The organism is Brucella grignonensis, assembly GCF_002252505.1.
Classification (GTDB): domain Bacteria; phylum Pseudomonadota; class Alphaproteobacteria; order Rhizobiales; family Rhizobiaceae; genus Brucella; species Brucella grignonensis.
This window is the reverse complement of record NZ_NNRL01000153.1, coordinates 138,247-163,300: the sequence shown is the minus strand read 5'-3', so window position 1 is coordinate 163,300 and position 25,054 is coordinate 138,247. Positions and strand designations below refer to the sequence as shown.

Genomic DNA, 25,054 nt, shown 5'->3' with positions numbered 1-25,054 from the left:
TTTTAAGAGCTTGGCGGCATAGCAGCTATGCTCTGCGTGCATATTGTATCTTGTAAATTGCCCGTATAACGTCACAATAGAACAACAATCTTAGAGCGTCGCTTGCCCTTCGGGTGCATAAGGGGCGCTCTGATAATTTGAATCGATGCATCATGTCTTCCAAAAATCGATCCCGATTTTTGGGGTGGATGCTTAAGGGAGCGAGATATGGCACCGAGGGCTAAAAGGGCGCCTGCCGGCAAAATGCAGGCGTCTTCTGTTGCAACCCCCAAGGCACCTGCGCCTGCTAACTTCGACAAGAAGCAGGAACTGGACGCTTATCGTGAGATGTTGTTGATCCGCCGTTTCGAAGAAAAGGCCGGTCAGCTTTACGGTATGGGCTTCATCGGCGGCTTCTGCCATCTTTACATCGGTCAGGAAGCCGTTGTTGTTGGCATGCAGACAGCGTTGAAGGAAGGCGATCAGATCATCACTTCCTATCGTGACCACGGTCACATGCTTGCTACTGGTATGGAAGCGCGCGGCGTCATGGCCGAGTTGACCGGTCGCCGTGGAGGCTACTCCAAGGGCAAGGGTGGCTCCATGCATATGTTCTCAAAGGAAAAGGGCTTTTACGGCGGTCACGGTATTGTTGGCGCCCAGGTTCCGCTTGGAACCGGCCTTGCCTTTGCGAACAAGTATCGCGGTAATGACAATGTTTCCGTGACCTATTTCGGCGACGGCGCTGCCAATCAGGGGCAGGTCTATGAAGCCTTCAACATGGCATCGCTGTGGAAGCTTCCAGTGATCTACGTGATTGAAAACAACCGTTATGCAATGGGTACGTCAGTTTCGCGTTCTTCCGCTGAAACAGATTTCTCCAAGCGCGGTGTTTCGTTCAACGTTCCCGGTATCAAAGTTGACGGTATGGACGTTCGCGCCGTTGCCGCAGCAGCAGAGTTTGCTGTCGATTGGGCACGTTCCGGCAAGGGTCCATTGATTCTTGAAATGGAAACCTATCGTTATCGCGGTCACTCGATGTCCGATCCTGCGAAATATCGCTCGAAGGACGAAGTGCAGAAGATGCGTTCCGAACATGATCCTATCGAACAGGTAAAACAGCGCCTGATCGAAAAGGGCTGGGCCACTGAAGAAGAGCTGAAGGAAATCGACAAGGAAGTTCGCGATATCGTCGCTGATTCCGCCGATTTCGCTCAAAACGATCCAGAGCCGGATGCTTCCGAGCTCTACACGGATATTCTGCTCTAATTCGAGAAAGGTGTTGTCATGCCCGTAGAAATTCTCATGCCTGCTCTTTCTCCGACGATGGAAGAGGGCAAATTGTCCAAGTGGCTTAAAAAAGAAGGCGACAAGGTTACGTCCGGTGACGTGATCGCGGAAATCGAAACCGATAAGGCGACGATGGAAGTTGAAGCCGTTGATGAAGGCACCGTCGGTAAAATTCTCATCGCAGAAGGAACTGAAGGCGTGAAGGTCAATACGCCAATTGCTGTCCTGCTTGGTGATGGCGAAAGCGCTTCTGACATTGGTTCCGCTCCTGCTGCAAAAGCAGAAGCACCCAAGGAAGAAGCGCCAAAGGCTGAAGAAAAGAAAGCTGATAGCGTGCCTGCTGCTCCTAAGGTCGAAGTTGCTGCTGATCCGGATATTCCAGCCGGTACGGAAATGGTTTCGACAACTGTGCGTGAAGCGCTGCGCGATGCCATGGCCGAAGAAATGCGCCGTGACGAGAATGTCTTCGTCATGGGCGAAGAAGTTGCCGAATATCAGGGCGCTTACAAGATCACGCAGGGTCTTCTCGATGAATTCGGCCCACGCCGCGTTGTCGATACCCCGATCACCGAACACGGTTTTGCCGGTGTTGGCGTTGGTGCCGCAATGGCAGGCCTGAAGCCAGTCGTTGAGTTTATGACGTTCAACTTCGCCATGCAGGCGATTGACCAGATCATCAATTCGGCAGCCAAGACGCTCTATATGTCCGGTGGCCAGATGGGTGCACCAATGGTGTTCCGCGGCCCTTCGGGTGCGGCTGCCCGCGTTGCTGCTCAGCACTCCCAGTGCTATGCCGCATGGTACAGCCAGATTCCGGGCCTCAAGGTCGTCATGCCTTATACGGCTGCTGACGCGAAGGGTCTGCTCAAGGCTGCGATCCGCGATCCAAATCCGGTAGTCTTCCTCGAAAACGAAATTCTTTATGGTCATCATTTTGATGTGCCGAAGCTTGATGATTTCGTTCTGCCAATCGGCAAGGCCCGCATTCATAAGCAGGGCAAGGACGCTACCATCGTTTCGTTCGGTATCGGCATGACCTATGCGGTTAAGGCTGCAGAAGAGCTGGCCGGTCTTGGTATCGATGTGGAAATCATCGATCTGCGCACCATCCGTCCAATGGATATTCCAACGGTTGTAGAATCGGTCAAGAAGACCGGTCGTCTCGTCACCGTTGAAGAAGGCTACCCACAGTCTTCCGTTGGTACTGAAATTGCCACACGCGTCATGCAGCAGGCGTTCGATTATCTCGATGCGCCGATCCTGACGATCGCTGGCAAGGACGTACCGATGCCATATGCGGCAAATCTTGAAAAGTTGGCTCTGCCAACTGTTGCAGAAGTGGTAGAAGCGGTGAAAGCCGTGACCTACACCGCCTGAGGAGGTACTGGACATGCCGATTAAGATCACCATGCCAGCGCTTTCACCAACCATGGAAGAAGGCAATCTTTCCAAGTGGCTGGTTAAAGAAGGCGACAAGGTTACGTCCGGCGATGTGATCGCCGAGATCGAAACCGACAAGGCGACGATGGAAGTCGAAGCTGTCGATGAAGGTGTCGTTGCCAAGCTCGTCGTTCCTGCCGGAACCGAAGGCGTAAAGGTCAACGCGCTGATCGCAATTCTCGCCGAAGACGGCGAGGATGTTGCGGAAGCAGCGAAAGGTGGCGATTCCGCTCCTGCACCAAAGGCAGAAGCGCCTAAGGAAGAGCCCAAAAAGGAAGCGGCACCTGCGGCAGCTCCGGCTCCTGTAAAGGCTGAAGCCCCAGCGGCAGCTCCGGCTGCAAGTAAAGGCGCTGAGAACAAGGGTGAACGCGTCTTTGCATCGCCGCTTGCCCGTCGCATCGCTAAGGACGCAGGCGTCGATGTTTCCGCTGTAAAAGGCACAGGTCCTCATGGCCGTGTCGTTCAGCGCGACATTGAAGCTGCGATCAAATCGGGCGGGGCTAAAGCCTCGTCTGCGGCTGCACCGCAGGCAACAGCATCTGCTCCAAAGCCTCAGTCGGATGATGCCATCCTCAAGCTCTTTGAAGAAGGCACATACGAAATCGTTCCTCACGACGGTATGCGCAAGACCATTGCCCGCCGTCTGGTGGAATCGAAGCAGACTGTTCCGCATTTCTATCTGACGATTGATTGCGAACTTGATGCGCTGCTGGCTCTGCGTTCGCAGATCAACGCCGCTGCACCGCTGATCAAGACAGAGAAGGGCGAGGTTCCGGCCTACAAGCTTTCTGTCAACGATCTGGTAATCAAGGCTGTTGCTCTTGCGCTGCGTGACATTCCAGAAGCCAATGTCTCCTGGACTGAAGGCGGCATGATCAAGCACAAGCGTGCGGATGTCGGTGTTGCTGTGTCGATCCCGGGCGGTCTGATTACGCCAATCGTGCGTCAGTCGGAATCCAAAACGCTGTCCGCCATCTCCAATGAGATGAAGGATCTCGCCAAGCGCGCGCGTGATCGCAAGCTGAAGCCTGATGAATATCAGGGTGGTTCGACCTCTGTGTCCAACCTCGGCATGTTCGGCGTGAAGGACTTTGCAGCAATCATCAACCCACCACATGCGACAATCTTCGCAATCGGTGCGGGCGAACAGCGCGCAGTGGTCAAGAACGGTGAAATCAAGGTTGCGACGGTTATGTCCGTCACCCTTTCCACCGATCACCGTGCTGTTGATGGCGCTTTGGCTGCTGAACTTGCACAGGCCTTCAAGCGTCACATCGAAAACCCGATGGGTATGCTGGTGTAATATGACATTAACGCCAAGGCTTTTCGTCGCTTCTACTATCGGGAAAAGCCTTGGCGGTTTCTCTGCTGTCAAGAACGATATACTGATGCCCAAGTTGCTTGCGTGGCTTGGGTTTGCTTTTTTTAGTTTTATTTTTCAGTTTATTGATCAGGTTTATTTGCCGCGGAGTCGTAACGTATGAAGTCTATTTTATGCTTTGGTGATTCATTGACCTGGGGCTATCAGGCTCCCAATGGTGCGCGCCTTCCACTGGAAGATCGCTGGCCATCGGTTCTGCAGAATTTACTTGGTTCACAGGCAAATGTGATTGCTGAAGGGCTGAGCGGTCGAACGACTGCCTTTGATGATTATACAGCTGCGGAAGACCGCAATGGCGCTCGTATTCTGCCAACATTGCTCGGCACGCATTCCCCGCTTGATCTGGTTATTATCTTGCTAGGCAGCAATGATATGAAACCGCAGGTCGTGGGTGGAGCATTTTCAAGCTGTTCCGGTATGCGCAGACTGATCCAGATCATTCGTTCGCATCCTTATGGTCAAGGCTCGAGCGTCCCTGAAATTCTTATCGTAGCGCCACCACATATCAGCGAGAGCGCTGATCCGGCTTTTGCTTCGATGTTTGCGGGCGGCATTGTTGAAACTGCCAAGTTGGGTCCGTTGCTTTCCGGGCTTGCCGATGAGATGAAATGCGCGTTTTTTGATGCATCGACTGTCGCGAAGACGACTTCGTTTGATGGTGTGCATCTCGATAGAGAAAATACCCGGGCAATCGGACAAGGGCTGGAGCCTGTTGTTCGTGCAGTGCTCGGTCTGTAAATTATTGGGCCGATAGTATCGGCTTTTTGAACAGTGAAAGATATGCCGGTGATCCGGCATAAAGACCACTCGAGGAGAATGAGCGTGTCCAACAGTTACGACGTTATTGTTATCGGATCGGGTCCTGGAGGCTATGTCGCGGCTATTCGTGCAGCACAGCTTGGACTCAAGACGGCTGTTGTAGAGCGTGAACATCTCGCTGGCATCTGCTCCAACTGGGGTTGTATTCCAACCAAGGCGTTGCTGCGTTCGGCAGAAGTGAAGCACCTTGCTGATCATGCCAAGAATTATGGCCTGAAGCTTGAAGGCTCTATCACTGCCGACATCAAGGCTGTTGTTTCCCGCTCGCGTGGTATTGCAGAGCGCATGAATGGCGGCGTTGGCTTCCTCATGAAGAAGAACAAGATCGACGTGATCTGGGGTGAAGCAAAGCTTTCCAAGCCGGGGGAGATTGTCGTTTCCAAGACTTCCAAGGCGCCGATGCTGCCACAGGCACCGTTGCCGAAGAACACGCTGGGTGAGGGTACTTATAAGGCTAAGAACATCATCATTGCCACTGGTGCACGTCCGCGTGCGCTTCCGGGTATTGAGCCAGATGGCAAGCTGATCTGGACTTATTTTGAAGCCATGGTCCCGCAGGAACTGCCGAAAACCATGCTGGTCATGGGGTCTGGTGCAATCGGTATCGAATTCGCTTCGTTCTACAATGACATGGGCGTTGACGTGACTGTCGTTGAACTGATGTCGAATATTATGCCGGTTGAAGACACGGAAATCTCGACTTTCGCGCGCAAGCAGCTTGAAAAGCGTGGCCTCAAGATCATCACGGATGCCAAGGTTTCCAAGGTCGAGAAGGGCGCGAACAATGTGACCGCTCATATCGAAACCAAAGACGGCAAGGTTCAGACGCTGACCGTTGATCGCATGATCTCGGCCGTTGGTGTTCAGGGCAACATCGAGAATATCGGCCTTGAAGCACTTGGCATCAAGACAGATCGCGGTTGCATTGTCATCGATGCTTATTGCAAGACCAATGTTGATGGCATTTACGCGATTGGCGACGTTGCGGGTCCACCAATGCTGGCTCACAAAGCTGAGCATGAAGCGGTTATCTGCGTTGAGAAGATTGCCGGTCTGCCGAATGTTCATCCGCTTGACCGCAACATGATCCCGGGCTGCACCTATTGTAATCCGCAGGTCGCTTCCGTTGGCCTCACTGAAGCCAAGGCGAAAGAGCTGGGACGTGATATTCGCGTTGGACGGTTCCCATTTGTCGCCAACGGCAAGGCAATCGCACTTGGTGAAGATCAGGGTCTGGTTAAGACCATTTTCGACAAAAAGACCGGGCAGCTGCTGGGTGCCCATCTGGTCGGTGCGGAAGTAACGGAGCTTATTCAGGGCTTCGTTGTCGCGATGAACCTTGAAACTACAGAAGAAGAGCTGATGCATTCGGTCTTCCCGCATCCGACAATTTCCGAGACAATGAAGGAAAGCGTACTGGATGCCTATGGCCGTGCGCTGAACATGTAATAGGAGCATTTCCAGCAAAAGTGCTTAGCAGTTTTGCGTTGGACAATGCGTAAAGCGAGTGAACAGGAGTAAGCACATTCCGCTGATCGATAATGGAGGGCCTTGGCGGCGTGCCGCCTGGCCCATGATCAAATGGTGTACCGCAGGCGGTCTTGCGCTGGGTTTTCTCGCAGGAAGCTTTAGCTTGATCGGCGGAAACACCATATCGATCAACGGAATGGCGATTGCCGGCTGGTACGGTGTCTGGACACTGACCTTGGCACTTGGCTTTGGCGGCCTTATATTCGGCCTGATATGGGCTCTGGTTTTCAGAGCGATTGGAATTGCAGCGAGACGGTAAGCCGCAGTTATGGGCATTGCGCAGCAGTGTATCAAATTGGTAGGGCAAGCCACATTCAGAGGTCTACCCATTGTTGGAGCACAAGGCCCGCAGGCATTTTGTTCCAGATAGGCAGGAAACAGCATGGTTACAGTTCTCGATACAGTGAACGAGAGACGGCAGCGGCATCCTGAAAAGGCTCACCGTCCAGACAATGAAGTTCTGAAGAAGCCGGATTGGATCCGCGTCAAGGCACCCGTTTCGCGCGGTTACAATGAAACGCGTGAGATAGTCCGTTCCAACAAGCTTGTCACTGTTTGCGAAGAAGCCGGTTGCCCGAACATTGGCGAGTGCTGGGAAAAGAAGCACGCGACCTTCATGATCATGGGTGAAATCTGCACCCGTGCGTGTGCGTTCTGTAATGTTTCGACCGGTATTCCAAAAGCTCTTGATCCGAATGAACCGGAAAATGTGGGCCGTGCCGTCAAACAGATGGGGCTGACCCACGTTGTTATCACGTCGGTTGATCGTGATGATCTGGTCGATGGTGGCGCACAACATTTCGCCGATGTCATTCGCGCAATCCGCGAAGCTGCACCAAAGACGACGATTGAAATTCTGACTCCAGACTTCCTGCGTAAGGAAGGCGCGCTTGAGATCGTTGTTAAGGCACGCCCCGATGTGTTCAATCACAATCTGGAAACAGTGCCTTCGAGGTATCTCAAGGTTCGTCCTGGCGCGCGCTATTTCCACTCCATTCGTCTGTTGCAGCGTGTGAAGGAACTCGATCCGACGATCTTCACCAAATCCGGCATCATGGTTGGTCTTGGCGAAGAGCGGAACGAAATCCTGCAGCTGATGGACGATCTTCGTTCTGCGGACGTGGATTTCATGACGATTGGCCAGTATCTCCAGCCGACCCGTAAGCACCATCCGGTCATCCGTTTTGTGGCTCCGGATGAATTCAAGTCTTTCGAGACGATTGGTCGTACCAAGGGCTTCCTGCTGGTTGCGTCCAGCCCGCTGACACGCTCATCGCACCATGCTGGCGATGATTTTGCGAAGCTAAAGGCTGCACGCGAAGCGCAGGTCGCAGCACAGGCTTAATATCGCATGCCGCAGTTTACGAATGTCAGACGGGTTCACCACAAGGCAGAGCACATGTTTGCGTTGGTTGCGGATGTTGAAAAATATCCGCAATTCCTGCCGATGTGCGAAGCTCTTTCGATCCGGTCACGCAAGGAAAAAGACGGCAAGACACTTTTAGTCGCTGATATGACCGTGGGTTACAAAGTGATCCGTGAGACTTTTACCAGTCAGGTGTTTTTGAAGCCGGAAGAGAACGTCATCGACGTGAAATATGTCGATGGTCCATTTCGTTATCTCGATAATCGCTGGACGTTCAAACCGGTTGGCGATGGTTCTGAATGCGATGTCGAGTTTTTCATCGATTATGAATTCAAAAGCAGAACACTTGGGCTTCTGATGGGGTCGATGTTCGATCTGGCTTTCCGCAAATTCTCGGAAGCTTTTGAGAAGCGCGCAGATCACATTTATGGTCTTTAGGGCGCCGATCTGAGCGCTCTAAATATTTGTTTTAACGCGCATCTTTGTCCGAAAACCGTTTGATCCCTTTCGGGATGCGCTCTAAGAGCGCGTTTCGATTTGATTGCGGTCTAGCTGACTTAGGAATTAAGTGCTTCAAGAACCAGTGCCAGTGCGGCAAGCACTGTCTCGTGACGAATATCTTCGCGTGATTTTTCACCAAAACGGCATTCTTTGTGCAGCGTGGCAAAACCTTTGCGCGCGCTGGCAATGTGCACAAGGCCGATCGGCTTTTCTGCCGATCCGCCGCCGGGGCCGGCAATACCGGTAACGGCAATGCTGATGCCTGCGCGTGAATGAGCGAGCGCGCCTTCTGCCATGGCTATTGCCACTTCTTTTGAAACCGCACCCACTTGGTTGATCAGTTCCATCGGGACGCTGATCATCTCATTCTTGGCTTCATTGGAGTAGGTTACAAAGCCGCGATCCACTACATCCGATGAACCGGCAATATCGGTGAGTGCTGCCGCGATTAGCCCGCCTGTGCAGGATTCTGCTGTCGTAATCATGATGCCGTGTTTGCGACATGCACTGAGAACGTCGATGGCCTGGGCTTCGGCAACAAGTGTCATTCAGGAACCTCACCGGGATAGATCACTGTTGCCGTCACAATAGCAGCAATACCTTCGCCACGCCCAACAAAGCCCATTTTCTCGTTGGTGGTCGCTTTTACGGAAATGCGGTCGAGGGAAATGCCCAGCATATTTGCCATGGCTTCCGTCATCGCGGGGCGGTGTGGTCCGATCTTGGGTTCTTCGGCGATAATCGTGACATCGGCATTGGCAATACGGCCGCCTGCTTCACGGACGATCTTGACCGCATGCTCAACGAAAATGTGCGATGCTGCACCCTTCCACTGCGGATCGGAAGGCGGGAAATGCGTGCCGATATCACCTGCACCGCGCGTTGCAAGCAATGCGTCGGTTAAGGCATGCAGCGCGACGTCCGCATCAGAGTGGCCGTTAAGCTTCTTGTCGTGTGGAATTGCAACGCCACAGAGCGTGACGTGATCGCCGGGTTCAAAGCTGTGAACGTCATAGCCATTGCCGGTGCGGATATCTGGAAATGAAGTCATGCCATGCCTCAAGCGTTTGTCGGCCATTTCGATATCTTTGGCCCACGTTAATTTCGTATTGTCTGCGGAACCTTCAATGATGCGTACTGAAAGCCCATAGAATTCCGCAATGGATGCATCGTCGGTAAAGTCGGAGCGACCGCTGGTGAATGCTTTTTCGTGCGCGACTAGGATCGGCGCAAAGGGGAAAGCTTGCGGTGTCTGAGCCGCGAAAAGACCGGCGCGCGGAACGGTTGTCTTAACGGTTCCATCACTGGCCGATTGCTTCAACGTATCGGACACGGCGAGCGCGGGCAGTACACCTTCTTCTGGCGTCAGATTGTCGAATATCCGCGCGAGAAGGTCCTGCTCTATAAAGGGGCGCACGCCATCATGAATGAGTACATATTGCGGGGCGTCTTCGCCAAGCGCCAGTAGCCCAAGCCGGGTCGATTCCTGGCGTGTAGGGCCACCTGTTACAACGCGTATGTTCGAGGAGCGATCTGCAATGGCATTATCATAAAGTGCGGCATCATCCGCGTGAATGACCACGACAATCTGGTCAATCGCAGCGCATTGGGCGAAAGCACGCAGCGTGCGCGCAAGCACAGCTTCGCCGCCGATCCGCCGATATTGTTTCGGCCCTTCAGTGCTCTGTCCCGCCCGTTCGCCACGCCCCGCGGCTACGATGACTGCTGCTGCCCGTGAAATGTCGGTCGCCTTTGCCAAAAGATTCATCTAGTTAAACGCGGAATAATGCCTTGCGCAAATAATTGCCATACCGCAATGGATTTATCAGCGCAGGCACGCGCTTTTCCTTGCGTTCAATGCATTGAGTGATTAAAGTGTGTGCTAATTGCATCATGCACATCAAATGGGCATTTCTTGGTGACTCTTCTCGAACAACCTCTGAACATCCGTGGCGTGGTGCTTCAAAACCGCGTTTTTCTTGCGCCCATGTCGGGTGTTTCCGACCTTCCATTCCGAAAACGCGCTGCCGAGGCTGGCGCAGGTATGGTCGTTTCTGAGATGGTTGCGAGCGCCGAGCTCTGCAATCGTCATAAAGAAAGTATGTTACGCCTTTCTGGTGAGGGGCTGGGTACGCATGTAGTGCAGCTCGCGGGTCGTGAAGCGCATTGGATGGGTGAAGCCGCGAAGATTGCCGAGGGCGAGGGGGCGGATATCATCGACATCAATATGGGCTGCCCCGCCAAAAAGGTGACCGGTGGTTATTCCGGTTCAGCGCTGATGCGCGATCTCGACCATGCGATGACATTGGTTGAAGCCACGGTAAATGCCGTCAAAGTTCCGGTTACGCTCAAAATGCGTCTCGGTTGGGATGAAAACAGCATCAATGCGCCGGAACTGGCAAAGCGTGCCGAAGATGCGGGCATTGCGATGGTGACGGTTCATGGCCGCACCCGTTGTCAGTTTTATGAGGGTACGGCCGATTGGGATGCCATTCATGCCGTGCGTGATGTGGTGAAGATTCCTCTGGTAGCCAACGGCGATGTGTTATCACGTGCGGATGCGGAAGAGTTATTGCGCCGTTCGGGTGCGGACGCCGTGATGGTTGGACGCGGTTCCTATGGGCAACCGTGGTTGGCGGGCGCGATTGCAGGCAGTGATTTCGCGCCACGTTCCCGCGAAGAAGTTCTTTCTTATATTATAAGACATTACGAAGATATGCTCGACCACTATGGCAGCAAGACTGGTATCCGCCATGCAAGAAAGCATCTCGGTTGGTATCTGGATCGCCACATGGACGGGGCATTCTCGTCGCCAGAAAAATCTAAAAATGCTAAGGCTGAAATCATGACGCTCACCGATCCTGAAGCGGTTATCGCAGCGCTCGCCCGCGTATTTCTGCGTGATGTAAATCACGCAGACGCAATCAGAAAGGTCGCATGATGGTCGGAAGAGCCGAAGCGGGTGGCATTCCGGGCATAATTTTGGATGCGATCAATCAGCCTGTCATCATGGTGAGCAACGACAATCACATTGTTTACGCCAATATGGATGCGGAGCAGTTTTTTCGCTCCGGTTCTTCCATTCTGGCGCGCAACCGGCTGGAATCCTTTCTTCCTTTCGGAAGTCCGTTATTGGCTCTGGTCGATCAGGTTCGCACCAGTCAGGTGCCGGTCAACGAGTATCGCGTCGATATATCGTCTCCTAAGCTTGGTGCTGAGCGCATCGTTGATCTTTATGTGGCTCCGGTGATCGAGACGCCGGGCGCTGTGGTAATCCTGTTCAAGGAAAAGACCATGGCGGAGAAGATCGACCGTCAGATGACCCATCGTGGCGCTGCGCGTTCTGTGACAGGTCTCGCTTCCATGCTCGCGCATGAGATCAAGAACCCGCTTTCCGGTATTCGCGGTGCAGCACAATTGCTTGAACAGGTGGTAACAGACGAAGATCGTGCACTTGCGCGGCTCATCACCGATGAAACTGATCGTATTGTTAAGCTCGTCGATCGTATGGAAGTGTTTTCCGACGAGCGTCCAATCGAGCGCACTGCAGTCAATATTTATTCGGTGCTCGACCATGTGAAGGCAATCGCACGCAATGGATTTGCGCGGCATATTCGCTTCGTTGAGGAATATGATCCCTCATTGCCGCCTGTCTTTGCCAATCGGGATCAACTGATTCAGGTGTTTCTTAATCTGGTGAAGAACGCAGCTGAGGCTCTCGGTGACCGCGAAGGGGCTGAGATCATACTTTCAACAGCCTATCGTCCGGGCATTCGCTTGCAGGTTCCTGGCGCGAGTGACCGCGTGGCTTTGCCACTCGAATTCTGCGTGCACGATAATGGTCCGGGCGTTCCCGAAGATATGCTGCCGCATCTGTTCGATCCATTTGTGACCACAAAGACCAATGGTTCAGGCTTGGGGCTGGCGCTTGTTGCCAAGATCATCGGGGATCATGGCGGTGTGATTGAGTGCGACAGCCATCCATCCCGTACGACCTTCCGCATACTCATGCCTGCATGGAAGAGTTCTGTCGATAATACGAGTTCAAAGAGCTCGAAGATGTCTGCAAAGACAGGAGATAACGCATGATTGCCGGACGTCCGACAGGTACGATTCTCGTCGCGGATGACGATGCTGCAATTCGCACAGTGCTTAATCAGGCACTCTCGCGCGCAGGTTATGATGTTCGGGTAACGTCCAATGCAACATCGCTCTGGCGCTGGGTAGCCGCTGGTGATGGTGATCTGGTCATCACAGACGTCAATATGCCGGACGAGAATGCCTTTGATCTGCTCCCGCGCATCAAGAAGATGCGCCCTGATCTGCCGATCGTGGTGATGAGCGCGCAGAATACTTTCATGACCGCAATTCGTGCCTCTGAGGCCGGTGCTTATGAATATCTGCCCAAGCCCTTCGATCTGACCGAACTTATCAACATCGTGGGTCGTGCGCTCTCTGAGCCCAAGCATAAGCCTGCAGCCGCGATGCCAGATGAGCAGGCGGAAAACATGCCGCTGGTTGGTCGTTCGCCTGCGATGCAGGAAATCTATCGCGTGCTGGCCCGTATGATGCAGACCGATTTGACCATGATGGTCACAGGTGAGTCGGGCACGGGTAAGGAGCTCGTTGCACGAGCGCTTCATGAATATGGTCGTCGTCGTAAAGGGCCGTTTGTTGCCATCAATATGGCGGCTATTCCGCGTGATCTGATCGAGTCCGAATTGTTCGGACACGAAAAGGGAGCCTTTACTGGGGCGCAAAATCGTTCAAGCGGACGTTTTGAACAGGCCAATGGCGGTACGCTGTTCCTCGATGAAATCGGCGACATGCCAATGGAGGCGCAGACGCGCTTGCTGCGCGTGTTGCAGCAGGGCGAGTATATGACGGTCGGTGGCCGCACGCCGATCAAGACCGATGTGCGCATCGTGGCCGCGACCAACAAGGATTTGCGCCAGCTCATCGCGCAGGGGCTTTTCCGCGAAGATCTTTACTACCGTCTGAATGTCGTGCCTCTGCGGTTGCCGCCATTGCGCGAGCGTAGTGAGGACGTGCCTGATCTGGTACGTCATTTCTTCAAGCGAGCTGCCGAAGAGGGGTTGCCGGAGAAACGTATTACTGCTGCCGGGTTCGACATGATGCGTCGCTATCCATGGCCGGGCAACGTGCGCGAGCTGGAAAACCTTGTGCGCCGGTTGGCCGCCCTTTACCCGCAGGACGAAATCTCACCGGAGATCATCGAAGCGGAACTGAAGTCCGAGCTATCAAAGCCTGACGTTCCGGTTTCCACATCTGCCGATATCGAGAATATCACCATTTCGCAGGTGGTGGAGCATAATATGCAGCGTTATTTCGCGTCCTTTGGCTCTGATCTGCCACCGCCGGGTCTCTATCACCGCGTTCTCGCAGAACTGGAATATCCGCTCATCCTTGCTTGCCTTACTGCGACACGCGGCAATCAGATCAAGGCAGCGGAGATTCTTGGACTGAACCGCAATACGTTGCGCAAGAAGATCAGGGAGCTTGGCGTCAACATTTATCGTGGTGCTAAACAAAGCTAAGCCATCAATAGGTGCGGAAATCTGTTCACCTTTTCGACAAATAGTTAGATCGTCGATCTAACTATTTGTCTGGCGCATTATCCAACGCAAAACCGCTTCGCACTTTTGCTGGAAATGCTTTAAAGCTGTAAACAATCGTTGCATTTTCGCCACAATGCGTTGCATAGATGCAACGCTATTGGGTAACATGGTTAACATGAATACAGCGAATCTGACGACGGATATGGACCGGGAAGATCGATCATCACGTGCGGGTGAGGGGCGCAGGCTTCTTGCATTGCCTGGTATTATTACCGTTGTTTCGGCGTTGATCACGGCATCGATTTCTTTTGCCATTCTTATCGGCATTACGCCAATCACACCTGATCGTAATGTGACGCTGGCGCTCGTTATCATCAATGTTGCGCTGATTGTTTTCCTGATCCTGCTGATTTGTCGTGAAGTCTATCGCATTGTGTCCGCACGCCGGTCAGGGAAGGCTGCTTCCCGGCTGCACGTCCGTATCGTGGCACTGTTCTCACTGGTTGCGGCTATTCCGGCCATTGTGGTGGCCATCGTCGCATCGGTGACGCTCAATCTTGGGCTTGATCGCTGGTTTGATACCAATACGCGCGACATTGTGAGTTCATCGCAAAGTCTGACGACTGCATATATTCGTGAAACGGCGCTCAATCTGCAAAGCACATCGTTCTCGATGTTGCAGGAACTTGATGCTCAGCGCACACTTTACAGCCTCGATCGAGGCGGCTTCATCCGCTATATGACGCTCCAGGCCGGTGGTCGTGGTTTGCTTGGTGCATTTTTGTTGCGTGAAGGCGGCGATATCGTTGTAAAAAGCGAAACCGGTGTTGAGACGCGCCTCCCACCTCCTACCGAAGATGCATTGAAGACCGCCATTGATGGTAAGCCCGTGATCATTCCCCCCGGCAATAGTAATTTTGTCGGTGCGGTTATAAAGATGCGCGAAATTCCAGATCTTTATCTATACACGGTGCGCGCCGTCGATCAGCAGATTCTGGAAGCCATGCGCCTGATGGAGGCTAATACGCAGCGCTATCAGGAGATGGACGCCAATCGTATTCCGACCCAGATTGCTTTTGCGTTGCTCTATTTCGGTTTGACGCTGATTCTTCTGTTATCAGCTATGTGGACTGGTATTGCGGTTGCTGACCGTCTTGTACGTCCAATTCGCCTGTTGATTGGTGCCGCTGATGATGTGGCGGCGGGTAATCTCGATATTTCCGTGCCTGTTCGTTCATCGGACGGTGACGTGGGCGCGCTTTCGGGAACGTTCAACAACATGGTTGCGGAGCTGAAGAGCCAGCGTAACGAACTTATTTCTGCAAAAGATCAGATCGATGAGCGTCGCCGCTTCTCCGAAGCAGTGCTTTCGGGGGTGACTGCTGGTGTTATTGGCATTGAGTCGGACGATTCCATCTCGATTCTCAATCGTTCTGCTGAAAATATGTTTGGGGTGAGCTCTCAGGATGCAATCGGCAAAAGCCTTAGCAGTATTGCACCGGAGATCGGACAGGCCTTCGAGGTCGCACGCACGACGGGCCGCACGATGCATCGCGAACAGGTCAGCATGACCCGTGGAGGTGTTGCACGTAACTTCAATGTGCAGGTTACGGTTGAGGATGCGGAATCTGACGATTACTCCTATGTGGTGACGGTCGATGATATTACCGATCTTGTTCAGGCGCAGCGTTCCTCCGCATGGGCTGATGTCGCACGCCGCATTGCGCATGAAATCAAGAATCCACTGACCCCGATCCAGCTTTCAGCAGAACGTATTCGTCGTCGTTACGGCAAGGTGATTACGGAAGACCGGGAAGTCTTCGATCAATGCACAGAAACGATCATCCGGCAGGTCGGTGATATCGGTCGCATGGTTGATGAGTTTTCCGCTTTTGCGCGTATGCCGAAGCCGGAAATGCGCGCTATGGATCTGCGTGAGGCGCTTCGTGAGGCGTCCTTCCTCATCGAAGTCAGCCGCAACGATATTCATTTCAACCATGAATATGGTTCTGAAAAACTCATCGGCTCTTTTGATAGCCGGTTGCTTGGGCAAGCCTTTGGTAATGTCATCAAGAACGCCAGTGAGGCGATTGATGCAGTGTCCAAGGAAGAGCGTGGGGATGGGTATATTCTCGTTCGGTCGCAAAAAATCGACGGGCAGCTCGTGGTTGATGTTATCGACAACGGTAAAGGTTTGCCGGGCGATGACCGTCAGAAACTGCTCGAGCCCTATATGACCACGCGTGAAAAGGGCACAGGACTTGGTCTCGCTATTGTTCGCAAGATTGTTGAAGAACATGGCGGACATTTGGAATTGCATGATGCGCCAGCAGACTTCCACGGAGGACGTGGCGCAATGATACGTATGATTTTTCCTGAGGTTTCCACCGATGCACTCGGTATGGAAGAGGGAAATCACGAAAACAAGATAATTGGACAGGTGAATTGATATGGCAGCCGATATTCTTGTAGTTGACGATGAAGCGGACATTCGGGAACTCGTTGCAGGTATTCTGAGCGACGAAGGCTATGAAACACGCACCGCTTTTGACGCTGACAGTGCGCTTGCAGCCATCGATGATCGTGTGCCGCGTCTGGTGTTCCTCGACATTTGGTTGCAGGGCAGCCGTCTTGATGGGTTAGCGCTGCTTGACGAGATCAAGAAACAACATCCGGAGCTGCCTGTTGTTATGATTTCCGGTCACGGTAATATCGAAACGGCCGTATCTGCGATCCGCCGCGGCGCTTATGATTTCATTGAAAAGCCATTCAAGGCCGACCGTCTCATTCTGGTTGCGGAGCGCGCTTTGGAGACATCCAAGCTCAAGCGTGAAGTTTCCAACCTGCGTAAGCGCAGTGGCGATAATCTGGATCTGATCGGTGCGTCGCTGGCTATCAATCAGCTTCGTCAGACCATCGAGCGTGTGGCACCGACCAACAGCCGTATCATGATCACCGGTCCCTCGGGCGCCGGTAAGGAGCTGGCCGCACGTGCCATCCATGCGCAATCAACGCGCGCCAATGGGCCGTTTGTGACGGTCAATGCTGCCACCATTACGCCGGAACGTATGGAAATTGAGCTGTTCGGTACGGAAATGGACGGTGGTGAGCGTAAAGTTGGCGCACTCGAAGAAGCCCATGGCGGTATTCTTTATCTCGATGAAGTTGCCGATATGCCGCGTGAAACGCAGAACAAGATTTTGCGCGTACTGGTCGATCAGCAGTTTGAGCGGGTGGGTGGTACCAAGCGTGTGAAGGTGGATGTCCGCATCATCTCTTCGACCGCACAGAATCTGGAAGGGATGATTGCCGAAGGCACATTCCGTGAAGATCTCTTCCATCGTCTTTCGGTGGTGCCGGTGCATGTGCCAGCCCTTGCGGCACGGCGCGAAGATATCCCAGCGCTGGTCGAATATTTCATGACGCAGATTGCCGAACAGGCCGGTATCAAGCCGCGTAAGATCGGTTCTGATGCGATGGCGGTTTTGCAGTCGCATAGCTGGCCGGGCAATATTCGTCAGCTGCGAAATAACGTGGAACGCGTGATGATTCTGGCACGTGGCGATGATCCGGATGCGCCGGTGACAGCCGATCTTCTGCCAACAGAAATTGGTGACACGCTGCCGCGTGCGCCTACGGAGTCTGATCAGCACATCATGGCATTACCTTTGCGTGAGGCGCGTGAGCGTTTCGAGAAGGAATATCTGATTGCACAGATCAACCGCTTTGGTGGCAATATCTCGCGTACTGCTGAATTCGTCGGCATGGAACGCTCGGCTTTGCATCGCAAACTGAAATCTCTCGGCGTATAAGAGAAAAACAAGCTTAAAGCAGGCGGGATGATATGCGGGTAATCGTATGCGGAGCAGGGCAGGTTGGCTATGGCATTGCCGAGCGGCTTGCTGCCGAAGAAAATGATGTTTCCGTTATCGATACATCTGCACGACATATTGAGATCGTCCGAGATACATTGGATGTGCGTGGCTTTGTTGGTCACGGGTCTCAACCCGATGTATTGGCTGCTGCTGGTGCCAACGAAGCCGATATGATTATCGCCGTCACCCTGTCTGACGAAGTCAATATGGTGGCGTGTCAGGTGGCGCATTCGGTTTTCAACGTACCGACCAAGATCGCACGCATTCGCGCGCAATCCTACCTCACGGCTGAGTATCAGGACCTGTTCCTGCGCGAAAATTTGCCCATCGACGTTATTATTTCGCCGGAGCTCGAAGTTGGTGAAGTCGTTCTGCGACGCATCGCTTTGCAGGGGGCTACCGACGTTCTGCGATTTGCAGATGATAAAGTTATCGGTCTTGCTATCGAATGTCTGGAAGAATGTCCGGTCATAAATACACCGCTGAAACAACTGTCAGACCTGTTTCCCGATCTGACGGCAACGGTCGTCGGCGTCGTGCGCAATGGCAGTCTGTTCATTCCGCGCTCGACGGATCAGCTTCATGCCGGTGATCTCGCTTATGTGGTGACACCTCGCGAACAGGTTCGCAGAACGCTTTCATTGTTCGGGCATGAAAAGCCGGAAGCACATCGCATTGTCATTGCTGGTGGTGGAAATATCGGCCTTTATGTTGCCAAAGCGATTGAAGAGCGCAAATGGCAAACACGGGTCAAGATGATCGAAAGTGAGCACGACCGCGCTTTTGCGATTGCCGATCAGCTCAACAGAACAATGGTTCTGCATGGCAGCGCGCTGGATCAGGCGCTTTTGCAGGAAGCGGATATCGAAGATGCTGATCTCTTTGTGGCGCTGACCAATCAGGATCAGGTCAACATTCTATCGAGCATCATGGCGAAGCGTCTCGGTTGCAAGGCTAACATGGCGCTGATCAATACCGTCGCTTATCAAGATTTCACCCATATGGTGGGGATTGATGCATACATTAATCCGAAGGCAGTGACTGTATCGAAGATATTGCAGCATGTTCGACGTGGCCGTATACGTGCAGTTTATAGCGTCTATCGCGATATGGCCGAGATAATTGAGGCCGAAGCGCTTGAGACATCTTCATTGGTTGGAGCCCCATTGCGCGACCTCGACCTGCCGGAAGGTTTGCGAATTGGCGCGATTTATCGCGACGGGCAAGTCATCCAGCCAAACGGCAATGTAAAGATCAAACCGAGAGATCGTGTTGTGATTTTTGCCACTGCAGATGCAATCAAGCATGTGGAACAGATGTTCCGCGTCAGCCTTGAGTTCTTCTGATCATCGGGCTTTGATTAGGGTCTGTGGGGAATTCGTTTTGAAGCGTGGTATGGATGAAAATGGCACAGGTTTAGGAGCAAAGCTGAGCCATTTTCACCATATCCCTTTAGGACGTGGCGGATTTTCTCTCTGAATGCGTCGAACAGCCCTTGTGGAGAGACACTCCACGGCGTCCTGTTCTCCTGTTCAGAAGCAAAATCCGTCTCACGCCACGCTCAAAACCTAACTCCGCACAGACCCTAGAATACGTAGTACTTTCCTCGGGGCTTATATGGATATCTGCACTTTTTGGTACGGACCGCGTCTACGTGAAGTGGATCAAATCTGTCTGGCTTCTATGGTCATGACGGGGCAACGCGTAAAATTGTTTTCTTATGCGCCGATAGAAAACGTGCCACAGGGAGTAGAACTGTGTGACGCCAGCGAGATATTGCCCGAACTGGTCTTTAAGCGGCTGGATCCGGGATATCCAAACTTTCGTAGCAGGACGACCATCGTCCAGTTCAGTGATATTTTCCGCATAATGCTGATGAAGCACAAGCAGGGCGTCTGGCTTGATACGGATGTCTATCTGCTCAAACAATTTCATCCTGATCCGTCAAAGCCGTATCTTGCGCGTGAGAATCGTTTCCGAGTGGGAGTTTCAGCGCTTTATCTGCCGCACGACCATCCGATCATCCGCGAATTTGAAGCTTATGTTGCTGCGAGTTATCCATTGCCTCGCTGGCTTGGCCTGAGACGCGGTAAGCTGCGTCCGCTTTATTATCGAATGACTGGCAAAGACATTACACCAGCCGCCATCGGGATCACGATCTTCGGCAATGATGGTATTTCGCGTTTGGCCCGCAAGTACGGCATATTCAAAAATGCGGCACCGCAGGAGAATTTCTACTACTGGGTCGGGAAGGAAGCGACGCGCATTTATGATCCTGCATATGGCCTGGAGCCAATGAAGCATCCGGACTTTATCGGATTTCATATCCATAAGAAGCACAAGGAAGTGGTTTCTCTTCAGCCCGGCAGTTTTTATATGTGGGCGATTGATCGTGTTAAATCTCTGCTGGATGCGCCATTCCATGATGCTGTTGAGACGATACAATAAACTGGCCTAAGGCTTTCTCCTCCCAGCTTATTGAAAACAATACCAGATTTGTGGGGCGTGAAAGATTTGCTTGCATGCATTTGAAATTGCCGGTTGCGCAAAGATTCTCATCCTGTTAACCGAAGCTAAAGAGCGAAGCAGTTGTCTTTCCACAGCAATTGCGATCAGTGACCGGTTTTGCGCAATCCGGGAGCTTGATTTATGTGTGTGCGCGTGCTCGTCTGGCATTTGGCGAGCTGACTGCTGATCGATAAAGGAATAAAAACAATGGCTGAACGATCGCAAAATCTTCAAGACCTTTTTCTCAATTCTGTACGCAAGCAGAAAATTTCACTGACCATCTTCCTTATTAATGGCGTGAAACTCACGGGTATCGTGACGTCCTTTGACAATTTCTGCGTATTGCTGCGTCGCGATGGCCATTCGCAGCTTGTATATAAGCATGCAATTTCGACCATCATGCCAAGTCAGCCTGTGCAGATGTTCGAAGGCGAGGAAGTCTGACGCTTACCAGTTAATTGGCCAGTTCAACTAGCCAGTTTTTGCTGGAGCGTAGTGATTTCGCAAAGCTGTCACTCCGCTCCAGTTTTTTCGATTCCAGTCCGGCCAGATCTGGCGTTCGGATTGTGATTTGATTAGCCGGGGCGTCGACTGCATAATTTCTTAAATCGGGATCGATTTAAGATTGAATTATTCAGTAAACTTAAACTGTTAGAGCGACCTTTGTGCGCCCGTTGGGACGCACGGCGCTCTAATGTTTGAAACCGCTTGTGCGGAGACCTATCTGCGTGGGTAGTTCGTTTCCGTATCCCGGAGTAAATTTATTTGTCGAAATTCAAGGATAAGAACATATCGCCTGCCGATGAAAACAAGGGGTTTGGCCTGTCTGAGCCAGAACCCACCAGAGCAGCGGTTATCGTCCCTATATTGCCAGAACGGCACAATACAAGCACTGCCAGTGAAGAAGGCGAAAGGCCCCAGTTCCAGCGCTCCAATGAAGCGCGACTGGAGGAAGCCGTCGGGCTCGCGCGTGCGATCAATCTCGAAATTGCTCATGCCGAAAATGTAATCGTCAACACACCGCGTCCAGCGACTCTGCTCGGAACCGGTAAGGTAGAGGCGATTGCTGAAATTCTCGAAGACAAGTCAATCGGACTTGTCATTGTCGATCATTCACTGACGCCTGTGCAGCAACGCAATCTGGAGAAGGAATGGAACGTCAAGGTCATTGACCGCACGGGCCTCATTCTCGAAATTTTTGGTGAACGAGCACGTACCAAGGAAGGTGCGCTGCAGGTTGAGCTTGCACATCTGAACTATCAGAAGGGGCGTCTTGTCAGAAGCTGGACCCACCTTGAGCGTCAGCGCGGTGGTGGTGGATTCCTTGGCGGCCCGGGTGAAACGCAGATCGAAGCCGACAGACGGATGCTTCAAGACAAGATTTTGAAGATCAAGCGCGAGCTTGAAACCGTTGTTCGCACCCGTACGCTGCATCGTCAGAAGCGCCGTAAGGTGCCGCATCCCGTTGTCGCGCTCGTCGGTTATACAAATGCGGGCAAATCGACACTGTTCAACCGCATGACTGGTGCTGACGTTCTGGCCGAGGATATGCTTTTCGCGACACTGGATCCGACGCTTCGCCGTATTCGTCTTCCGCATGGCGAAACGGTCATCCTGTCCGATACCGTGGGCTTCATCTCGAACCTCCCACACCATCTGGTAGCGGCGTTTCGCGCGACGCTTGAAGAGGTGGTTGAGGCTGATTTGATCTTGCACGTGCGCGATATTTCCGATCCGGACAATGCTGCACAGGCAGAGGATGTAGAGAACATTCTTGCAGGTCTTGGCGTTGAGCCGCATGACCACAAACGCGTGATCCAGATTTGGAACAAGATCGATAACCTGGATGAAGCAGGACGCGAGGCAGCATCTCGTCTTGCAGCTGCAGGTAGCGACGAAGGCCGTCCGATTCCGCTTTCAGCCTGGACGGGTGAAGGCGTTGACAGGTTGCTTTCGCTTATCGAGACCCGCATTGCAGGGGCACTTGGTTCGGTCGACGTCGTGTTGTCTCCGTTTGAGATGCACATCCTTGACTGGATCTACCAGCACGGCAGCGACGTAAAGCGCGAAGATCTTGAGGATGGGTCGGTTCGCATCCGCGCCCGCCTGACTGAAACATCGCGTAAAATGCTGGATGAGAAACGTGGCATTAAGCCTGTCATTGATGATTCCGACTGGGATTGATCGACATCTTGCGGAACAGGGCTGCAAAGCCCTATGTATGGAACACCCATACGATTCATATTCGTCATAAATATGCAGAGGCCCATTATGAGAGATCCCATTGAAACCGTCATGAACCTCGTGCCGATGGTGGTCGAGCAGACCAACCGTGGTGAGCGGGCCTATGATATCTTCTCGCGCTTGCTGAAAGAACGTATCATTTTCGTCAACGGTCCCGTCGAAGATGGCATGTCCATGCTGATTTGCGCGCAGCTTCTCTTTCTTGAATCGGAAAACCCGAAGAAAGAGATCAACATGTACATCAATTCACCCGGTGGCGTTGTGACCTCCGGTATGGCGATCTATGACACGATGCAGTTCATCAAGCCGCCCGTTTCCACGCTCTGCATGGGGCAGGCTGCATCCATGGGGTCGCTGTTGTTGACCGCTGGCGCAACCGGTCAGCGTTTTGCGCTGCCAAATGCCCGTATCATGGTTCACCAGCCTTCAGGCGGCTTCCAGGGGCAGGCGTCGGACATTGAACGTCATGCGCAGGACATCATCAAGATGAAGCGCCGTCTCAATGAAGTTTACGTCAAGCACACCGGTCGCGATTACGAGACCATCGAACGCACACTTGATCGTGATCACTTCATGACTGCGCAGGAAGCTCTCGAGTTCGGTTTGATCGATAAGGTGATCGAATCGCGCGAGACAGGTACTGAAGAAGCCAAGTGATTTGGGGGAGGCAGTTTAACTGCCTCTCCGTATTTTGGTGCTCTTTGCCACAAAAGCGGCTTATTTGTTGTTCGTACCTGAAGGTTAACGAGTGGCGTTAAGCATCTGTTGGGGTTCAGGGCGCTAAAATCGTTCAGATTGTGCAGAAACTGGCGGGAATAGCGATTTTTCAATTGTTCCCCGCCTAAGGTTCTGCAAAAGTCGCCAAAACAGGCTTCTTCGGTCGGGAAGCCTGCGGTGACTGGAATCCAGAGAATGTAAGCAGTGCGTTTTGACTGCTAATACGACCATTGAGGCGGCGGTGTATTGTTCCCTCAATTGGATCCGAACCGGAAGAAACGATTGAAGTGGGCGCGTCTCGGAATGGCGTTCAATTCGGTCAATTGAAAGGAAACTGCAATGAGCAAAGTCAGCAACAGCGGCGGCGATTCAAAGAATACGCTTTATTGCTCGTTCTGTGGCAAAAGCCAGCATGAAGTTCGTAAGCTGATTGCAGGCCCGACCGTATTTATCTGCGACGAGTGCGTCGAACTTTGCATGGACATCATCCGCGAGGAAAACAAAACCTCGATGGTGAAGTCGCGCGAAGGTGTACCTACGCCGCAGGAAATTATGGACGTTCTTGACGATTATGTCATCGGCCAGAAGGGCGCCAAGCGCGTTCTCGCTGTAGCCGTACACAATCACTACAAGCGTCTCGCGCATCAGACGAAGAGCAGCGACATCGAACTGGCAAAGTCCAACATTCTGTTGGTTGGCCCTACGGGTTGCGGCAAGACCTATCTTGCCCAGACACTCGCACGCATTATTGATGTTCCATTCACCATGGCTGATGCCACGACGCTGACCGAAGCCGGCTATGTCGGTGAAGACGTCGAAAATATTATTCTGAAGCTGCTTCAGTCGGCCGATTACAACGTTGAACGTGCACAGCGCGGCATCGTCTATATCGATGAAGTCGACAAGATCAGCCGCAAATCGGACAATCCATCGATTACCCGTGACGTATCGGGCGAAGGCGTTCAGCAGGCGCTTCTGAAGATCATGGAAGGTACTGTCGCGTCCGTGCCGCCGCAGGGTGGTCGCAAGCATCCGCAGCAGGAGTTCCTGCAGGTGGATACGACAAATATTCTGTTCATCTGTGGTGGTGCTTTTGCCGGTCTCGACAAGATCATCTCTGCTCGCGGTGAAAAGACGTCGATTGGCTTCAGTGCAACCGTCAAGTCGGTAGATGATCGTCGCATCGGCGATGTGTTCAAGGAACTGGAGCCTGAAGATCTTCTGAAATTCGGTCTTATTCCGGAATTCGTTGGTCGTCTGCCAGTGATTGCAACACTCGAAGATCTCGATGTTGACGCATTGGTGCAGATCCTGACTGAGCCCAAGAATGCGCTTGTGAAGCAGTATCAGCGTCTGTTCGACATGGAAAATGTCGAGCTGAGCTTCCACGACGATGCCTTGCGGGCGATTGCCAACAAGGCCGTGGAGCGCAAGACGGGTGCACGTGGTCTGCGTTCGATCATGGAAAAGATTCTGCTCGATACGATGTTCGAACTTCCGACGCTGGAAGGCGTGCAGGAAGTGGTCATCTCCGGCGATGTTGTGGATGGCAGCGCACGTCCACTCTATATTTACGCCGAGCGTCAGGACGAAAAAGGCAATGCGTCGGCCTGACGATTGCTGGATTTTCTGAGAAAAGGCCGCGCAAGCGGCCTTTTTCTTGTCTATGTGTTGGCGCAGGCTGGATACATCGCGCAGTTGTTATTGTACAAATTTCAGTGACGGCGCAGGATGGATGACGATTCTATGAATGCTGCCCTGAATGCAGCTTGAATTTAGGAGTTCGACACTCCAATTATGGACCGACGCACTGGTTGTGGACTGC

The 25,054-nt window shown here is 52.8% G+C and carries 21 protein-coding genes; 19 read left to right on the top strand and 2 right to left on the bottom strand.

The features are described 5' to 3' along the window. The first annotated feature begins 207 nt into the window (after positions 1 to 207). The 8 genes from pdhA (at position 208) to CEV33_RS06515 (ending at position 8,243) form a co-directional block, all read left to right on the top strand. The gene (gene pdhA / locus CEV33_RS06555) at positions 208 to 1,248 is read left to right on the top strand and encodes a pyruvate dehydrogenase (acetyl-transferring) E1 component subunit alpha (RefSeq protein ID WP_094539668.1); all 1,041 of its coding nucleotides are present in this window, start codon (positions 208 to 210) and stop codon (positions 1,246 to 1,248) included. Positions 1,249 to 1,266: 18 nt separating this feature from the next. Next, the gene (locus CEV33_RS06550) at positions 1,267 to 2,646 is read left to right on the top strand and encodes a pyruvate dehydrogenase complex E1 component subunit beta (protein ID WP_094539667.1); all 1,380 of its coding nucleotides are present in this window, start codon (positions 1,267 to 1,269) and stop codon (positions 2,644 to 2,646) included. Between the two features lie 13 nt (positions 2,647 to 2,659). Continuing rightward, positions 2,660 to 4,012 (top strand): pyruvate dehydrogenase complex dihydrolipoamide acetyltransferase, encoded by a 1,353-nt coding sequence (locus tag CEV33_RS06545; RefSeq protein WP_094539666.1) that lies wholly within the window; start codon positions 2,660 to 2,662, stop codon positions 4,010 to 4,012. Positions 4,013 to 4,189: 177 nt separating this feature from the next. After that, positions 4,190 to 4,828, top strand: coding sequence for an SGNH/GDSL hydrolase family protein (locus tag CEV33_RS06535; protein WP_094539664.1), 639 nt, complete (start codon positions 4,190 to 4,192; stop codon positions 4,826 to 4,828). Between the two features lie 84 nt (positions 4,829 to 4,912). Continuing rightward, a complete protein-coding gene (gene lpdA, locus CEV33_RS06530) occupies positions 4,913 to 6,358 on the top strand; it encodes a dihydrolipoyl dehydrogenase (RefSeq protein WP_094539663.1) in 1,446 nt (481 codons plus the stop codon). Between the two features lie 124 nt (positions 6,359 to 6,482). Further along, the gene (locus tag CEV33_RS06525) at positions 6,483 to 6,698 is read left to right on the top strand and encodes a hypothetical protein (protein WP_094539662.1); all 216 of its coding nucleotides are present in this window, start codon (positions 6,483 to 6,485) and stop codon (positions 6,696 to 6,698) included. 123 nt (positions 6,699 to 6,821) lie between these two features. Then, complete coding sequence (gene lipA / locus CEV33_RS06520) at positions 6,822 to 7,784, top strand: lipoyl synthase (RefSeq protein WP_094539661.1); 963 nt, start codon at positions 6,822 to 6,824, stop codon at positions 7,782 to 7,784. A 6-nt stretch (positions 7,785 to 7,790) separates the two neighbouring features. Next, entirely contained in the window at positions 7,791 to 8,243 is a 453-nt protein-coding gene (locus CEV33_RS06515) for a type II toxin-antitoxin system RatA family toxin (RefSeq protein ID WP_094539660.1), read from the top strand. Positions 8,244 to 8,362: 119 nt separating this feature from the next. On the opposite strand, the gene CEV33_RS06510 is transcribed toward CEV33_RS06515, so the two are convergent. Continuing rightward, positions 8,363 to 8,854, bottom strand: coding sequence for a CinA family protein (locus tag CEV33_RS06510; protein ID WP_094539659.1), 492 nt, complete (start codon positions 8,852 to 8,854; stop codon positions 8,363 to 8,365). Further along, complete coding sequence (locus tag CEV33_RS06505; RefSeq protein WP_141211570.1) at positions 8,851 to 10,074, bottom strand: bifunctional 2-C-methyl-D-erythritol 4-phosphate cytidylyltransferase/2-C-methyl-D-erythritol 2,4-cyclodiphosphate synthase; 1,224 nt, start codon at positions 10,072 to 10,074, stop codon at positions 8,851 to 8,853. The genes CEV33_RS06510 and CEV33_RS06505 overlap by 4 nt, the downstream gene beginning before the upstream one ends. A 150-nt stretch (positions 10,075 to 10,224) precedes the next feature. On the opposite strand from CEV33_RS06505, the gene dusB reads away from it, so the two are divergent. The 11 genes from dusB (at position 10,225) to clpX (ending at position 24,843) form a co-directional block, all read left to right on the top strand. After that, positions 10,225 to 11,247 carry a tRNA dihydrouridine synthase DusB gene (gene dusB / locus CEV33_RS06500; protein ID WP_208620165.1) on the top strand — a complete coding sequence of 341 codons (1,023 nt, stop codon included), beginning with the start codon at positions 10,225 to 10,227 and terminating at the stop codon, positions 11,245 to 11,247. After that, the gene (locus tag CEV33_RS06495) at positions 11,247 to 12,395 is read left to right on the top strand and encodes a two-component system sensor histidine kinase NtrB (RefSeq protein ID WP_094539702.1); all 1,149 of its coding nucleotides are present in this window, start codon (positions 11,247 to 11,249) and stop codon (positions 12,393 to 12,395) included. Before dusB ends, CEV33_RS06495 begins: the two co-directional genes overlap by 1 nt. After that, on the top strand, positions 12,392 to 13,864 hold the full coding sequence (gene ntrC / locus CEV33_RS06490) for a nitrogen regulation protein NR(I) (protein ID WP_024897124.1): 1,473 nt from the start codon (positions 12,392 to 12,394) through the stop codon (positions 13,862 to 13,864). Before CEV33_RS06495 ends, ntrC begins: the two co-directional genes overlap by 4 nt. Positions 13,865 to 14,018: 154 nt before the next feature. Further along, positions 14,019 to 16,334 carry a sensor histidine kinase NtrY-like gene (locus CEV33_RS06485; RefSeq protein ID WP_094539657.1) on the top strand — a complete coding sequence of 772 codons (2,316 nt, stop codon included), beginning with the start codon at positions 14,019 to 14,021 and terminating at the stop codon, positions 16,332 to 16,334. A 1-nt stretch (position 16,335) separates the two neighbouring features. Further along, a complete protein-coding gene (ntrX, locus tag CEV33_RS06480; RefSeq protein ID WP_094539656.1) occupies positions 16,336 to 17,697 on the top strand; it encodes a nitrogen assimilation response regulator NtrX in 1,362 nt (453 codons plus the stop codon). A gap of 32 nt (positions 17,698 to 17,729) precedes the next feature. After that, positions 17,730 to 19,106, top strand: coding sequence for a Trk system potassium transporter TrkA (trkA, locus tag CEV33_RS06475; protein ID WP_094539655.1), 1,377 nt, complete (start codon positions 17,730 to 17,732; stop codon positions 19,104 to 19,106). A gap of 271 nt (positions 19,107 to 19,377) precedes the next feature. Then, complete coding sequence (locus CEV33_RS06470) at positions 19,378 to 20,208, top strand: glycosyltransferase family 32 protein (protein WP_094539654.1); 831 nt, start codon at positions 19,378 to 19,380, stop codon at positions 20,206 to 20,208. Between the two features lie 267 nt (positions 20,209 to 20,475). Beyond that, positions 20,476 to 20,712 carry an RNA chaperone Hfq gene (gene hfq / locus CEV33_RS06460; protein WP_007875113.1) on the top strand — a complete coding sequence of 79 codons (237 nt, stop codon included), beginning with the start codon at positions 20,476 to 20,478 and terminating at the stop codon, positions 20,710 to 20,712. A 321-nt stretch (positions 20,713 to 21,033) separates the two neighbouring features. Continuing rightward, positions 21,034 to 22,452: a GTPase HflX gene (hflX, locus tag CEV33_RS06455; RefSeq protein ID WP_094539653.1), complete on the top strand. Its 1,419-nt coding sequence runs from the start codon at positions 21,034 to 21,036 to the stop codon at positions 22,450 to 22,452. Positions 22,453 to 22,539: 87 nt separating this feature from the next. Next, entirely contained in the window at positions 22,540 to 23,169 is a 630-nt protein-coding gene (gene clpP, locus CEV33_RS06450) for an ATP-dependent Clp endopeptidase proteolytic subunit ClpP (protein ID WP_094539652.1), read from the top strand. Between the two features lie 399 nt (positions 23,170 to 23,568). After that, the gene (clpX, locus tag CEV33_RS06445; RefSeq protein ID WP_024897131.1) at positions 23,569 to 24,843 is read left to right on the top strand and encodes an ATP-dependent Clp protease ATP-binding subunit ClpX; all 1,275 of its coding nucleotides are present in this window, start codon (positions 23,569 to 23,571) and stop codon (positions 24,841 to 24,843) included. Positions 24,844 to 25,054 lie beyond the last annotated feature (211 nt).